Source organism: Candidatus Allofournierella excrementigallinarum (assembly GCF_944388085.1).
GTDB lineage: Bacteria > Bacillota > Clostridia > Oscillospirales > Ruminococcaceae > Allofournierella_A > Allofournierella_A excrementigallinarum.
In genome coordinates this window covers 1-14,554 of sequence record NZ_CALXHK010000019.1, presented here as the reverse complement: position 1 = coordinate 14,554, position 14,554 = coordinate 1, and the positions used below count along the sequence as shown (strand labels likewise).

The 14,554-nt window shown below is 63.0% G+C and carries 14 protein-coding genes; 3 read left to right on the top strand and 11 right to left on the bottom strand.

Going from position 1 to position 14,554, the window contains the following annotated elements; genetic code table 11:
* Window positions 1-5 precede the first annotated feature (5 nt).
* Both recR and smpB read left to right on the top strand, forming a co-directional pair.
* Entirely contained in the window at window positions 6-605 is a 600-nt protein-coding gene (gene recR / locus ACH2AT_RS05225) for a recombination mediator RecR (RefSeq protein ID WP_394964147.1), read from the top strand.
* A 50-nt stretch (window positions 606-655) separates the two neighbouring features.
* The gene (gene smpB, locus ACH2AT_RS05220; RefSeq protein WP_394964146.1) at window positions 656-1,123 is read left to right on the top strand and encodes an SsrA-binding protein SmpB; all 468 of its coding nucleotides are present in this window, start codon (window positions 656-658) and stop codon (window positions 1,121-1,123) included.
* A 57-nt stretch (window positions 1,124-1,180) separates the two neighbouring features.
* Here smpB and ACH2AT_RS05215 read toward each other — a convergent pair whose 3' ends face one another.
* From ACH2AT_RS05215 to ACH2AT_RS05170, 10 genes are all read right to left on the bottom strand, one after another.
* Window positions 1,181-3,094 carry an ABC transporter ATP-binding protein gene (locus ACH2AT_RS05215; RefSeq protein WP_394964145.1) on the bottom strand — a complete coding sequence of 638 codons (1,914 nt, stop codon included), beginning with the start codon at window positions 3,092-3,094 and terminating at the stop codon, window positions 1,181-1,183.
* On the bottom strand, window positions 3,095-4,822 hold the full coding sequence (locus tag ACH2AT_RS05210) for an ABC transporter ATP-binding protein (RefSeq protein ID WP_394964144.1): 1,728 nt from the start codon (window positions 4,820-4,822) through the stop codon (window positions 3,095-3,097). It lies immediately after the preceding gene.
* Window positions 4,819-5,331 (bottom strand): MarR family winged helix-turn-helix transcriptional regulator, encoded by a 513-nt coding sequence (locus tag ACH2AT_RS05205; protein WP_394964143.1) that lies wholly within the window; start codon window positions 5,329-5,331, stop codon window positions 4,819-4,821. The genes ACH2AT_RS05210 and ACH2AT_RS05205 overlap by 4 nt, the downstream gene beginning before the upstream one ends.
* A 181-nt stretch (window positions 5,332-5,512) precedes the next feature.
* Window positions 5,513-6,061 (bottom strand): FmdE family protein, encoded by a 549-nt coding sequence (locus ACH2AT_RS05200; RefSeq protein ID WP_394964142.1) that lies wholly within the window; start codon window positions 6,059-6,061, stop codon window positions 5,513-5,515.
* A 19-nt stretch (window positions 6,062-6,080) separates the two neighbouring features.
* Entirely contained in the window at window positions 6,081-6,788 is a 708-nt protein-coding gene (locus ACH2AT_RS05195) for an ABC transporter ATP-binding protein (protein ID WP_394964141.1), read from the bottom strand.
* A 44-nt stretch (window positions 6,789-6,832) separates the two neighbouring features.
* Window positions 6,833-7,888: a FecCD family ABC transporter permease gene (locus ACH2AT_RS05190; protein ID WP_394964140.1), complete on the bottom strand. Its 1,056-nt coding sequence runs from the start codon at window positions 7,886-7,888 to the stop codon at window positions 6,833-6,835.
* Window positions 7,857-8,975 carry an iron ABC transporter substrate-binding protein gene (locus tag ACH2AT_RS05185; protein ID WP_394964139.1) on the bottom strand — a complete coding sequence of 373 codons (1,119 nt, stop codon included), beginning with the start codon at window positions 8,973-8,975 and terminating at the stop codon, window positions 7,857-7,859. Before ACH2AT_RS05185 ends, ACH2AT_RS05190 begins: the two co-directional genes overlap by 32 nt.
* 204 nt (window positions 8,976-9,179) lie before the next feature.
* Window positions 9,180-10,559, bottom strand: a complete 1,380-nt coding sequence (locus ACH2AT_RS05180; protein ID WP_394964138.1) for an MATE family efflux transporter — start codon at window positions 10,557-10,559, stop codon at window positions 9,180-9,182.
* A gap of 120 nt (window positions 10,560-10,679) precedes the next feature.
* Window positions 10,680-13,244 (bottom strand): M56 family metallopeptidase, encoded by a 2,565-nt coding sequence (locus tag ACH2AT_RS05175; protein WP_394964137.1) that lies wholly within the window; start codon window positions 13,242-13,244, stop codon window positions 10,680-10,682.
* Window positions 13,237-13,614: a BlaI/MecI/CopY family transcriptional regulator gene (locus tag ACH2AT_RS05170; protein WP_394964136.1), complete on the bottom strand. Its 378-nt coding sequence runs from the start codon at window positions 13,612-13,614 to the stop codon at window positions 13,237-13,239. The genes ACH2AT_RS05175 and ACH2AT_RS05170 overlap by 8 nt, the downstream gene beginning before the upstream one ends.
* 145 nt (window positions 13,615-13,759) lie before the next feature.
* Here ACH2AT_RS05170 and ACH2AT_RS05165 point away from each other — a divergent pair, with 145 nt between their 5' ends.
* Window positions 13,760-14,212 carry a low molecular weight protein-tyrosine-phosphatase gene (locus ACH2AT_RS05165; RefSeq protein ID WP_394964135.1) on the top strand — a complete coding sequence of 151 codons (453 nt, stop codon included), beginning with the start codon at window positions 13,760-13,762 and terminating at the stop codon, window positions 14,210-14,212.
* 53 nt (window positions 14,213-14,265) lie between these two features.
* Here ACH2AT_RS05165 and ACH2AT_RS05160 read toward each other — a convergent pair whose 3' ends face one another.
* Entirely contained in the window at window positions 14,266-14,403 is a 138-nt protein-coding gene (locus ACH2AT_RS05160; RefSeq protein ID WP_394964134.1) for a hypothetical protein, read from the bottom strand.
* Between the last annotated feature and the right edge of the window lie 151 nt (window positions 14,404-14,554).

The following is a 14,554-nucleotide window of genomic DNA, read 5'->3' as shown; positions in this document are numbered from 1 at the left end:
CGGACATGGGTTACAACGCGGCCCCGCTGGAAAAGCTGGTGGAGCAGTTCTCCAAGTTCCCGGGCGTGGGGCGCAAGGGCGCCACGCGCATGGCCTATCAGGTGCTCAGCATGCCTGCCGCCGAGGCGATGGAGCTGGCCCGGGCCATCGAGGAAGCCCACACGAAGCTGCACCGCTGCCGCATCTGCCAGGACTACACCGAGAACGAGGTGTGCCGCATCTGTTCTTCCCCCAAGCGGGACTCCAGCGTCATCTGTGTGGTGGAGAGCCCCCGGGACGTCACCGCCTTTGAGCGCACCAGGGAGTACAACGGCCTTTACCATGTGCTCCACGGCCTCATCAGCCCGATGGACGGCATCGGCGCAGACCAGCTGTGCGTCAAGGAGCTGCTGGCCCGCCTTGCCGGCGGCGCCGTGAAGGAGGTCATCATGGCCACCAACCCCACGGTGGAGGGCGAAGCCACTGCCATGTATCTGGCCAAACTCATCAAGCCGCTTGGCATCAAGACCACCCGGTTGGCCTACGGCCTGCCTGTGGGGTCCAGCCTGGAATATGCCGACGAGACCACTCTCTACAAGGCCCTCAGCGGCAGAGGAGAGCTGTAAAAAAAGCCTCCCGCCCCGGTGTTCGAACCAAGGCAAAGGAGAAACCGCAAATGCCTGAACAAGTGAAAACCAAAACCATTGCCCTGAACCGGCAGGCCCGGCACGAATACTTCGTGGTGGAAAGCCTGGAGACCGGCATCGAACTGGTGGGCACCGAAGTGAAGAGCCTGCGCATGGGCCAGGTGAACCTGAAGGACTCCTGGTGCGATGTGGAGGACGGCCAGCTCTATGTGCGGGGCATGCACATCAGCCCCTACGAAAAGGGCAACATCTTCAACCGCGACCCGCTGCGGGCCCGGCGGCTGCTGGCCCACAAAAACGAGATACGCAAGCTGGCCCAGGAAGTGAAGCTGCAGGGCTACACGCTGGTGCCCCTGGCGCTCTACTTCAAGCACGGCAGGGTGAAGCTGGAACTGGGCCTGTGCAAGGGCAAAAAACTCTATGACAAGCGGCAGACCGCCGCGAAGCGGGCCGCCCAGCGGGACATCGACCGCGCCCTGAAAGAGCGCGGCCGGTGAAAACAAAACAAGAAAAGGCCTCCGGGTGATGCACCCGAAGGCCTTTTTTGACGTTTGTCAGGACAGCTCGAACTGCCCGGTATAAAGCTGGTAGTAGCGGCCCTTCTGCGCAAGCAGGCCGTCGTGGTCGCCCCGCTCGATGATGCGCCCGTGCTCCAGCACCATGATGGCGTTGGAGTTGCGCACGGTGGAAAGCCGGTGGGCGATGACAAAGACGGTGCGGCCCGCCATCAGTTTGTCCATGCCCTTTTCGATGAGCTTCTCGGTGCGGGTGTCGATGGAGGAGGTGGCCTCGTCCAAAATCAGCACCGGCGGGTCCGCAACGGCGGCCCGGGCGATGGCCAGCAGCTGGCGCTGGCCCTGGCTGAGGTTGGCGCCGTCGGCGGTGAGCACCGTGTCGTAGCCCTTTGGCAGATGGCGGATGAAAAAGTCGGCGTTGGCCAGCTTTGCCGCCGCCACGATCTCCTCGTCGGTGGCGTCCAGCCGCCCATAGCGGATGTTCTCCTTCACCGTGCCGGTGAAGAGGTGAGTGTCCTGCAGCACCATGCCAAGGCTGCGGCGCAGGTCGTCCTTCTTTATCTTGGTGATGTTGATGCCGTCGTAGCGGATCTTGCCCTCCGGCACCTCGTAGAAGCGGTTGATGAGGTTGGTGATGGTGGTCTTGCCCGCGCCGGTGGAGCCCACAAAGGCGATCTTCTGGCCGGGCCGGGCGTAAAGGCTCAAATCGTGAAGCACGATCTTCTCCGGCTCATAGCCGAAGTCCACATGCTCGAAGGTCACGTCGCCCCGTACCGGCACATACTCCAGCCGCCCGTCGTGGTGGGGCCACTTCCAGGCCCACTGGCCGGTGCGCTTTTCGCTCTCGGTGATGGTGCCGTCCTCACCGATGACCGCGTTCACCAGCGTCACATAGCCCGCGTCCGGTTCCGGCGTTTCGTCGATGGCGGCGAAGATGCGCTCCGCGCCCGCCAGCGCGGCCAGGATGGCGTTGAACTGCATGCTGATCTGGGTCACCGGCTGGCTGAAGGAGCGGGTGTACTGCAAAAAGCTGCCGATGGTGCCCAGGTCCATCCGCCCGGCAATGGCCAGCGCCGCGCCGGTGGCGGCGGTGAGGGCGTAGTTCACATAGGAGAGGTTGCCCATCAGAGGCATGATGATGTTGGCATAGGTGTTGGCCCGAGTGGCGGCCTGGCGCAGGTCCTCGTTCAGCTGGGCAAAGTGCTCGTTCACCGCGTCCTCGTGGCAGAACACCTTGACCACCTTCTGGCCCTCGATCATCTCTTCGATGTAGCCGTTGGCCGCGCCCAGCGCCCGCTGCTGGGCCATGAAGCCGCTGGCCGAGCGCCTGCCCACCACCGCGATCATCTTGATCATCACAATGAGCATCAGCACGATGAGCAGGGTCAGCAGGGGGCTGAGCACCAGCATCATGATGAAGGTGGAGACCAGCGTCACGGCGCTGGTCACCAGCTGGATGAGGCCCTGGGCCATCGCCTGGCGCAGGGTGTCCACGTCGTTGGTGAACAGGCTCATGATGTCGCCGTGGGTGCGGCTGTCGAAGTAGCGGATGGGCAGGTCCTGCAGCTTGTTGAACAGGTCCCGCCGGATGCCGTTCAGCGCCCGGTTGGAAACGCGGGTCATCACCATCTGCTGGATGAAGGTGCACAGCGCGCCGATGAGATACACCGCCGCGGTGAGCGCCAGCATGCCGATGAGAGGCGCGAGGGTGGTGGAATTGAGGGGCTGGCCGATGAGCGGCAGAATGCCCTGGTTGATGATGGGCTTGAGCATGTAGGTGCCGAACACGCCCGCGCCCGCGCTGACGGCGATGCACAGCAGCACGCACAGCATCAGCCACTTCTGGCGCAGCATGTAGCCCAGCACCCGCATGAAGGTGCGCCGCGCGTTTTTGGGCCGCTCAAAGCCGCCCCGGCGTCTGCCGCCGGGCCCGCCCGGAATATGTCCTGCCATTCATTCCACCCCCTTCTGCTGCGAGGTGTAGACCTCCCGGTAAATTTCGCTGCGCTCCATCAGCTCGTCGTGGGTGCCCATGTCGGCAATTTTTCCGTCGTTCAGCACCACGATCTTGTCCGCATCGCACACGCTGGCCACCCGCTGGGCAATGATGATCTTGGTGGAGTCCTTCAGATGGATGCGCAGCGCCTCGCGGATGGCCGCGTCGGTGGCGGTGTCCACCGCGCTGGTGGAGTCGTCCAAAATCAGAATTTTCGGTTTTGCCAGCAGCGCCCGGGCAATGCACAGCCGCTGCTTCTGCCCGCCGGATACGTTCACGCCGCCCTGCCCCAGGTCGGTGTCGTACCCCTTGGGGAAGGAGGTGATGAAGTCGTGGGCGCTGGCCGCCTTGCAGGCTTCCACCAGCTCCTCGTCGGTGGCGTTCGCGTCGCCCCAGCGCAGGTTTTCCCGAATGGTGCCGCTGAACAGCACGTTTTTCTGCAGCACCATGGCCACGCCGCGGCGCAGCACGTCCAGATCGTAGTCCTTCACCGGGTGGCCGCCCACCAGCAGCCGGCCGCCGGTGATGTCGTAAAGGCGGGGGATAAGCTGCACCAGCGAGGTCTTGGCGCTGCCGGTGCCGCCCAGGATGCCCACCGTCTCGCCCGAGCGGATGGACAGGCAGATGTCGCTGAGCACGTCCTCGCCGGCGGCCTTGGCGTACTTGAAGTTCACATGGTCGAACTCCACGCTGCCGTCCTCCAGCTGGGGGCCTTCGCCCTCCGGCGCGCCCACGATCTCGGGCCGTTCGTCCAGCACCTCCACGATGCGCTGGATGGAGGCCCGGCTGATGACCAGCTGGGTGAAGGCCATGCCGATCATCATCAGGCTCATCAGGATCTGCGTGACGTAGCTGATGAAACTCATCAGTTCGCCGCTGAGCATCACGCCGCCGATGATGAGCTGGCCGCCGAACCAGAGGATGGCGATGATGCAGCTGTACACCGTGACCTGCATGATGGGCATCAGGGTGATGACGATGCTCTCCGCCTTGATGGACTGGTCCATCAGGCCGTCGTTGGCTTCCCTGAACTTCTGCTTTTCGTACTCCGAGCGCACGAAGGCCTTCACCACCCGGATGGCGATGAGGTTCTCCTGCACGCTGGCGTTCAGCCGGTCATAGCGGGCCAGCATGGCGATGAACTTGGGATAGGCCAGCCGGACGACGCACACAAGGGAGCAGGCCAGCACCGGGATGGCCACCAGAAACACGGTGACCAGCTCGCTGTTGATGGAAAAGGCCATGAAGGTGGCGCTGATGAGCATCACCGGCGCGCGCACCAGCATGCGGATGCACATCTGGTAGGCGTTCTGGGTGTTGGTCACGTCGGTGGTCAGCCGGGTCACAAGGCTGGCGGTGCTGAATTTGTCCACGTTGGAAAAGCTGAAATTCTGCACGTTGCAAAAGGCCGCCAGCCGCAGCTCGCTGCCGAAGCCCATGGCGGCCACAGCGGAAAAGCGGCTGCTGGCCGCGCCCATAAACATGCCCGCCAGCGCCATCATGATCATCAAAAGCCCCAGCTTTGCCACATAGGCAAGATCCCGGTTTTCGATGCCCACGTCCACGATGCGGCTCATCAGCAGCGGGATGGTGATCTCCAGCAGCACCTCGGCGGTCACGCACAAAGGCGCCAGGATGGACTCCTTTTTGTAGGGGCCCGCATACTTCAAAAGGGTCTTTATCAAGGATGTTCTCTCTCCTCTCCGTCTGATTTCGCGGGGCGGCCCGCCGCCTCCGCAAGGCTGAGGACCGTTCTGCCGCGGTATTCGTCGCCCGCCAGATTCTCCTCCAGACGGGCCAGCAGACCCGCCAGAGCGTCCACTTCGCTGCCGGTGAAACCCCGCAGCATCCGCTCCACTACCTGGTCATAGCAGGCCCGGCCCCGGGCCACGATGCTGCGGCCCCGCTCGGTCAGTTCGATGTGGTTGCAGCGCATGTCTGTTTCGTCCGCCCGTTTTTCCAGCATGCCGGCTTTTTGCAGCCGCTTGATGGAGGTGGCGATGGACGGGCTGGATACCCCCAGATGCTCGGCGATGTCCGTCTGGGTGCAGCCGGGGTTGCGCTCCACATGCAGAAGGATGGGGATTTGAGACCCCCAAACGCCCGTATCCGCAAGCAGCTGCTGCACCCGCAGCCGGTGCAGCAGGGAGATGCGGTTGACATGCCGCAGCACGTCGATCTGCTTTTGTTCCATCCGGTTCACCTGTCCTTGAAAATAATTAACCGAATAACTGTTAATCGAGCAAGTAATAGTTTATCATGGGAGAGCAAAAAGTCAAGAAAGGCGGCGCCTGACACAAAAAATTTACAATTTGATCGTTGGGAATAGATAAAAAAGGGCTCTCCCCGGAAGGGGAGAGCGCCCAGAACAAGATTCAGACATTGAACCGGTCGTAGGAGGGGCAGCAGTCCAGGCACAGGTGCTTGCCGTTTGCCACCCGCACCCAGTTGGCGCCGGTCACCTCGCCGCAGTTTTCGCAAACATAGGAATCGAACAGTTTTGCCCGTTCGGGCACGGCCAGGGCGGCGGCCTTCACGTCGAACAGCTCCCGGGGCTCGCGGGCCTGGTAGTAGGCGAAGGCCTGTTCCCGGGTCATGCCCGCCGGGGCGGGGCGCAGCACCAGCCGCACCGAACGCCCGTTCTTGCGGTCGTAAAAGGAGAAGGCCTGCTTGCCCCGCATGTGGAACAAAAGGTTGCCCTTGCCCACTGTGCAGCCGAGGATGGCCTGGATGGCGTCCACGCCGCAGGCGTCGTTCTCGGTGATGCACACGATCTCCTCGTCCTTGGAGCACACGCCGTCCACCATCTCGACGCCCAGCAGTTCGATGGCATAGAGCGCCGCCTTATAGCCGATGGTCAGCCCGCCGCACACGTGGCCGTGAAAGTCCGCGGCCTTCTGCCAAAGCTGTTTGTTTTCGTCCATTGGTTTTCCCTCCCGCTTTTTATTCGTTCACCAGCACGATGTGCCGGCCGTTCACCACAACAGGCTCGGCGTCCACACCGTAAACTTCCCCCAGGGCGGCCTTGTCCAGCACTTCCAGCCCGCCGCAGCGGTAGACCTGCCCGTCCCGCATCAGCAAAAAGCGGTCGCAGAAGCGCAGCGCAAGCGTCAGGTCGTGGATGACCACCACAGCGGTCAATCCTTCGGTGCGGCACAGTTCGCCCACGATCTTCAAAACCTGATACTGGTTGCGGATGTCCAGCGCGCTGGTGGGCTCGTCCAGCAGCAAAAGGCGGGGCTGCTGGGCCAGCGCCCGGGCAAGCATCACCTTCTGCCGCTCGCCGCCGGAAAGCTGGTTCAAAAACCGGCCCCGCATGTCCATCAGGCCCAGCCGCGCCATGGCGGCGTGGACGATGTCGTGGTCCTCGCGGGAAAAACTCCATCCCATGTAGGGCCGCCGCCCCAGCATTACCATGTCGTGCACCGTCATCTGGGTGGAGGCCACCGTCTGGGCCACAAAGGCCACCCGTTGGGCCACCTGCCGGCGGGGCAGGGCCAGCAGGTCCTCGCCGTCCAGCAGAAGGCTGCCGGCGTCCGGCTTCAGGATGCCGTTCATGCACTTGAGCAGGGTGCTTTTGCCCGCGCCATTGTTACCGAGGATGGCCAGAAACTGCCCCTCCTCCGCCTGAAAAGCCACATCTTGCAGCACAACAGGGCAGTTTTTGTAATGAAAACAGATGCCTTTCGCCTCGATTATGACTGCCGCCCTCCCCGGAACAAAAGATAGAGAAACAGCGGCCCGCCCAAAAAGGAGGTGATGGCGCCGATGGGCAGGATGACCGGGGCAATGGCCGTGCGGGCGAACAGGTCGCCCAGCAGCAGCAGCGAAGCCCCCGCCAGCAGCGAGCCGGGGATGAGGTAAACGTGGTTGTTGCCCACCACGAGGCGCACCGCATGGGGAGCCACCAGCCCGATGAAGCTGATGAGGCCGATCTGCGAGACGATGACCGAGCTGGTCAAACAGCACAGCAGCATGCTCATAAGCGTCAGGCCGCGCACATTGATGCCCAGGCTCACCGCCATCTCCGCGCCGCCCAGCAGGGCGTTGTAGTCCCACCGGTGGAACACGCAGTAGAGGATGAGCGCCAGCACCACGAGACTTGTCAGCCGCAGGTCGCTCATGCCGGTGCTGCCCAGGTCGCCGAAGGTCCAGAACACCAGGGTGGCCAGCTCCACCTCGCTGGCAAAATACTGGATGAGGGTGGTGGCGCCGGTGAGCATGGAGCTGATGGCCACGCCCGCCAGCACGATGCCCTCGGGGCTGATCTGCCGAAAGCGGGAAAGCCCCAGGATGAGCGCCGCCACCGCCAGCGAACCGGCGAAGGAGCACAGGGTGACGCCCATGCCGCTTTTGCCTGCAAGGCCCAGCACCACGATGGCAAAAGCAGCGCCGAAGGTGGCCCCCTGGGAAACGCCCAGGGTGGAGGCGGAGGCCAGCGGGTTGTTCAGGATGGCCTGTAAAATGCACCCGGCCAGCCCCAGCCCCGCGCCGCCCAGAATGGCGGTGCAGATGCGGGGCAGGCGGTTGGCCTGCACCACCAGGTTGACCTTTTCGTCCTGCGCCAGGCCGAACACGCCCCGCACCAGCTCCGCCAGCGGGGTCTCATAAGAGCCCGCCCGCAGCGAGAGAAGCGCCGCGGCCGCCAGCACAACGGCCAGCAGCGCCAGAAAGCACAGGCTTTTTACCTGGTTGCGGCGGTATGCGGCGTCCCGGACGTCATTCGCCGAGGACAATGGGGCGGAATTCATAGCCGGCCTCCTTCAGGTCGTTGTAGGGGTTTTCACCCAGCAGGGTGGTGAAAATTTCGCCCGCCTTCTCCACCGGGTCCACGTCCGCGAACTGCTCGGGGTAGATGACGCTGCCCGCGTAGTAGGCGTCCGCCAGGGCGGTGTCCAGATTGGAGGCGTAGGAGCGGAAGGAAATTTGTGAATAGACCTTGCCGCTTTTCACGGCGGAAAGGGCGTTGTAAAAATCGGGGTTCTTGGCGTAGTCCTCATTGATCAGGTCCATGCCGTTGAAGTCCAGGAAGATGACGTCCGGGTCCCAGGCCAGCACCTGCTCCGGGTCGATGTCAAAGGCGCCTGCCTGGCCGGTGGTGTCCGCCAGATTGTTGGCGTTCAAAAGCTCAAAGGGGCCGTAGTGGGCCTCGGTGCCCTCAAAGCCGTGTACCCCTTTGAAAGAGACGCCCGCCACATACACCGAAGGCCGCTCGCCTTCGGGCACAGAGGCGGTGCGGGCGGCCAGGTCCTCCTTCACGCCGTCCAGATAGGCGGCCAGCTCTTCGGCCCGCTCTTCCAGCCCGAACAGTTCGCCCAGCACCCGCAGCGTCTCATAGGACTTTTCGTCCAGCGTGGTGTCGCTGCCGGGCACCACCACCACCGGGATGCCGGTGCGCGCCTCCAGCTCGTCCGCGTCCGCCGAAGCGTACTCGCTCATCACGATGACCTGCGGGTCCACGGTGATGATCTCTTCCGCATTGGGCGTGCCGTTGGCGCCGGTGACCGGCAGGGCCTTGAACCGTTCGCCGTTCACATAGCTGTAAAGACGGGTCAGGTCGGGCTGGTTTTCATAGTCTTCCACGCCCACCACCCGGTCGGCCGCGCCCATGTAGCAGGTGTAGCGCAGCGCCCCCACGCCCACGCAGACGGCGCGCTCCACCGTTTCGGGGACCTCCACCTGCCGCCCGGCGCCGTCGGTGATGAGACGGGCGCCGCCTGTCTGGGACGGGGCGGAGGAAGCAGGGCGGGCGGATGCGGGCGCGCCGGCGCAGGCTGCGAGAGAGAGGCTCAAAGCAAAAGCCAGAGCGAGGGCGGAACATTTTTTCAGCAGTTTCAAAACGGTTTCCCTTTCTTGCCGCAAACGGGCAGACAAAATAAAAAGGCGCATGCCTCCCCGCAGGGGAGGTCATACGCCTTCATCAGCATAGAAAAATCAAACGAAACAGGATCACCTGGGAACAGAGCGCTTCTGCGCCGGGCCGCCGGCTTCCTGCCGGGACCAAAATCATCCTCATCAGTTTACTACATTCAGGCCGGCATGTCAATCCTTTCCATCGGTACGGCCGGGCAGACGGCGGTTGGCGATCTCGAAGTTCAGCCAGTTGCCGTGATGGTAGTACCAGAAAAAGAAGGCGGAACTCAGCGCCCAGGTGAGGGGATAGACCCAGTAGACCATCTGGATGCTGTGGGTCAGCGGCACGGTGACAGTGAGAAAGGCCACACGGATGACGCACCAGCAGACCATCATGGTGAACATGGGCACGATGGCTTTGCCCGCGCCCCGCAGCACCGCCGCGATGGAGTGGGAATAGGCCAGCAGGCAGTAGAACAAAGCGGCGGTGCGGGCCTTGTCGGTGCCGAACTTCACCACCTCCGGGGTCGCGTCAAAGGCAGCGATGAGCTGGGGCGCGAACAGGAAGATGACCATGCCGATGCCCTCCGCCAGCAGCACGGCGGCAAGCACCCCGAAGCGCACGCCCTTGCGGGTGCGTTCATACTCGCGGCCGCCCAGGTTCTGGCCCACAAAGGTGGTCAGGGCCATGGTGAAGCTGTTGATGGGCAGAAAACCGAAGCCCTCCACCTTGGTGTAAGCGCCGTAGCCCGCCATGGCCATCTCGCCGAAGGAGTTCACGTTGGACTGCACCAGCACGTTGGCGAAGGCGATGATGGAGTTCTGCACGCCGGAGGGCAGGCCCAGGCGGATGATCTCCCGCAGAAGGAAAGGGTCGAACCCCAGCCTGCGCAGCGAAAGGCGGTAGCACTCTTTGCTGCGCATCAGGTGCGCAAGGCACAAAAGGGCGCTCACAGCCTGGGAAATGACGGTTGCAAAGGCTGCGCCGCCCACGCCGGTGTGCACGAACTCAATGAACGCCACGTCCAGCACCAGGTTGACCACCGAGGAGACCATCAGATAATAGAGGGGATGGCGGCTGTCGCCCACCGCCTGCAAAATGCCCACAAAAATGTTGTACATCACAAAGAACAGCGACCCGGCAAAGTAGATGCGCAGGTAGGCGATGGACTGAGGCAGCACGCTTTCGGGCGTGTCCATCCAGATGAGGATCTGAGGGCTGAGCAGCACGCCCAACACCGTCATGGCAACGCCCGCCACAAGGCCGAAGGCCACCGTGGTGTGCACTGCCTTCTCCACGCCCGGGGCGTCCCCGGCGCCGAACCGCCGGGCAACCGCCACGCCCGCGCCGCCGGCGATGCCGCTCAGAAAGCCGATGAGCATGAAGATGAGGCTGCCGGAGCTGCTCACCGCCGCCAGGGCGCTGCTGCCAAGAAAATTGCCCACAATGAGCGAGTCCACCGTGTTGTAAAGCTGTTGGAACAGGTTGCCCAAAAACAGCGGCAGCGCAAAAAAGGTCAGCCGCTTCCAGATGGAGCCGCTGGTCATTGGCTCCACGGCTTTTGTCATTCTATCCACCTTCTGTTTTTACAAAATCAACTCTTTCTATTATAGAAGGATGGAACACCGGGCGCAAGAGGCGCGCGGATGCAAAAACTCCCCCGCACACAAGGCGGGGGAGAAGAAAATTCAGCCAAGAGAAAGCTCGATGCCTTCGGCCAGGGCGGCCAGCTGCTGCGCGCTCAAAGCGCCGTCGGCAAAGGCAAACTCCACAAAATAGGGCAGCACCTGCCAGTCGTAGGCCAGCACACAGTCGCGGCTGCTCCAGGGGTCGGTGACCGCCGCGTCGGTGGTCCCCAGCTCCTGCCAGACGTACCGGGCGGTGGCCACGGCACCGGTGGGCGAGCTTTGCACCACATGGTAATCCTCAAAGCCCGCGTGGTTGGAGAGGGCCATGTTGGCAAAGATCTGCATGGGCACGCTGTCGGCGGCGGTGTCCACTGTTGCAAGGGTGGGGTCGTCTGTCGCTCCGAGACCGCACAGATGCACCGCGCCCACCTGCCGGCCGTTTTGCAGCACGGATAGGACGGGGATGCCCGCCTCGTCAACGGTCGTATCGCTTTGCAGGGTCAGGCCGTCCGGCAGGGCGGCGGACAGCAGGGCCCTGCGCCCGTCGCTGAAGGTATACAGCGCCTTCGCCGCGCCGCCTTCCTCGTATACCTCTGCCGCCGGCACGGAATACCCCGCCGCCTCGCCAAAGGTGAAGGGGGCGGTCAGTTCCAGATTGCCCCGGGCGTAGATGCTTTGCTGGTTTTCCCCTTCGTCGGTCATGAAAAAGACGTTCAGAGAAACGCTGGTCAGCGTTTCCATATCGCCGCCGAGCCGGCCGACCACCGACTGGCCGCGCGCCAGCATATCATGGGTGAACTCGTGGGATTCGGTGGAAAAAGTGCCCGGTTCGTCGGAATAGGTGGCGTTCAGGGTGACGGAAAGGGTGGTTTTCCCGTCCTCGGAAAGGGGAACGGGCCCAGGCAGGGTGAGGCCGTATGTGCCGTCGGCATCCAAGATGAACCCGGCCAGCGTGCCGGCGATGAACTCGTCCGCCACCTCCGGGGTCAGCGCCGGGGCGCTTTGGGCGTAGACAAGCGCCTCTGCGATTCGATGAAGGGAGATGGCCTGCTCCTCCTGGCTGCCGTCGGGGTAATCGGCAAAGAGGAATATGCCCAGCTCGGTGTAGGCATCGTCGTAGGGGATGGAGTATCGCTCGCCCGGCGTCCAGACTGCGTCCTCCAAAAAGTGCAGGCTCTGGCTGAACCCGTCTTCATACACCGCCCGCCCGGAGATCTGTATCGTCAGCTGTGCGCCCTCCGGCACTTCTTCGGGCAGAGTGAAGAAAAGCTGATCATCTTCCAGTTCTATGGTGTCGGCCAGCGCGTCGGCATACTCCTTCAGGGGGCTGGGCTCGGGGATGGCCTCAGCGGTGTCGCCCGCCTGCCACTGATTATAAAGGTAGGCGCAGAACTCCTCGTCGGTCACCTGCCACAGCATGCCCTCGTATTCCGTGCGCACCTGGCTGCCGTCGTCCCTGTAGCCGTTGAAGGTGAGGGTGGCGCCGTCCTCCAGTTCCACCACCAGGGCGTAAAGAGGGGTAAACCCTTCTTCACGGGTGTTGGAAAGCCCCTGTAGCCCTTCCAGCCGGCTGGCCAGCTCGTCCAGCTGGCTGGCATTCAGCTCCCGCTCGCGGGGCCCGGCATAGTCCCAAACGGTGGCGGAAACGATGGCGTTTTCGGAAAAGTCATACCGTGGGGTGAGCGGGTCGGTGAGAAAGACCACCGCCACCGCAGCGCAGAGCACCAGCGCCCCCGCCACGGCCCAGAAGGCGGGCTTTTTGTAGTGGAGCGCCGCCTTCACCCGTGCCTTTACGCCCACCTCGCCGAAGGCCAGCGGGCATGCGCCCAGCGCCCGGCGGCCGGTGCTGCATTCCAGCAGGGCCTGGGAGTAATCCGCCCGCTGGCCGGGGGCCATGCCCCGCACCACCCGTTCGTCGCAGGCAAGCTCGATGTCCCGGCAGAACAGGATATATCCCACCCACAAAAGCGGGTTGAACCAGTAGACTGACGTAAGCGCGAATCCCAGAGGCTTCCACAAATGGTCCCGGCGGGCGATGTGGGCCACTTCGTGGGCGATCACCGGGCCGCGGGCCTCCGCGGGCAGGGCCGTGGGAAGATAGATGCGGGGGCGGACCAGCCCAAACACAAAGGGAGTGGGCACCCGGCCGCTTTCAAAAATGTTGTCCCGCACCGGCACGGCCTCGGCCACCCGGCGGCGCAGCCGCAGCCAGCTGACAAGGGTGTAAAGGCAGAGGGCCAGAACGCCCGCCGCCCATACCAGCGCCATCAGGGGGATGAGCACCTGCAAGGGGTTCGCGCTGGCGGCGGGCGCGGGGGCAAAGGCCTCGGCCATGATGGGGTTCACCACCCGGTCCACCGCGGCCATGCCGCTGTCAAGCGCCGGGGCGGGGGAGAGCATGATGTTTTCCGGCACCGTTTCGCCGCTGGGCAGAAGGCTCAGCGCGCTTTCCAGCGTGAAGGGGCACACAAGGCGGAACCCCACCAGCCCCCACAGCAGGACGCTGGCCCATCTGGGGCCCTTGCGCAGCAAAAGCCGCAGCGCCAGCACCGCCAGCACCAGCCAGGATGCGGCGATGCTGCGGTTCACAAGTTCAATGAACACATCCGCCATCCATTCAGCCATCGCGCCCTGCCTCCTCCCGGAACCGGTCGATCATTGCCTGCACCTCGTCCACTTCCTTTGCCGAAAGCTTGCGGTGCTTTGTGAAGGCCGCCACAAAGGCGGGCAGCGAGCCCTCAAAGGTCTTTTCCACCAGTTCGTCGATCTCCGCGGCCTGCACCTGGTCCTTGCTCACCAGCGAGGTCACGACAGTGTTCTCGTTTTTCAAAACGCCCCGCTCGCCCAGCCGCTTGATGACGGTGTAGGTGGTGGTGGGCTTCCAGCCAAGCTGCTCGCGGCACAGCTGCACCAGCTCGCTGCTCTTGACGGGCTCGTGCTCCCACAAAATGAGACACAAGCGGTATTCACTTTCAAAAACCTTGGGCACATCCATTGGGCTTCCTCCTTCTCTAATGCGTTAGAGTTTCATATATAGTCTAACACGTTAGAGCACGTGTGTCAACCCTGCTGCGCGGGATGGATTGACGCATCCCGCTGCCGCGTGGCATAATAAACAAAAATGCGGAAGGAAAAGCACTATGACCAAAATACTATTTGTGTGCCACGGCAACATCTGCCGCAGCCCCATGGCCGAGTTCGTGATGAAGGACCTGGTGGAAAAAGCGGGCCTGGATGGACAGTTCACCATTGCCTCCGCCGCCACCAGCACGGAAGAGATCGGCAACCCGGTCTACCCGCCCGCCCGGCGGATGCTGGCACAGCACGGCATCTCCTGCGAGGGCAAGACCGCGCGGCAGCTGCGGCGGGACGAATATGCCGATTGGGACCTGTTCATCGGCATGGACAGCGCCAACCTGCGCAACATGGAACGCATTTTCGGCGGCGACCCGGAGCATAAGATCCACGCCCTGCTGGACTACACCGCCCGCCCCGGCGAGGTGGCCGACCCCTGGTACACCGGCGATTTCGAGAGCACCTGGCGGGATGTGCAGGAAGGCTGCACCGGCCTGCTGCGCAGTTTGTCCGAGTGAAAAAGAAGGAAAAAAGGAGGCCGCGGTTCACTGAACCGCGGCCTCCTTTTGATTCAATACACAACTTTCAGCGTGGTGAGCGGACTCTCAAGCTGCCCGTTCGTAAAGGGGCCGATCAGACTTCCCACAGCAGGGTCATAAAAAGCGTCATGGGCAAGGGTGGTCAGCAGCAGGTCGCCTTCTTCGGTCATGGACGCTGCTCAAAGAGCCTCCTTGAGCGGTCAGACAGAAGCGAACGTGTCTTCCCGGAAGAGCTGCACAACGCACTCGACTTGTTCTTCATTGTCCAAACTAATACTCATGTCTTCCTCGATAATCGGCAGCTTAAATTTGATGGATTTT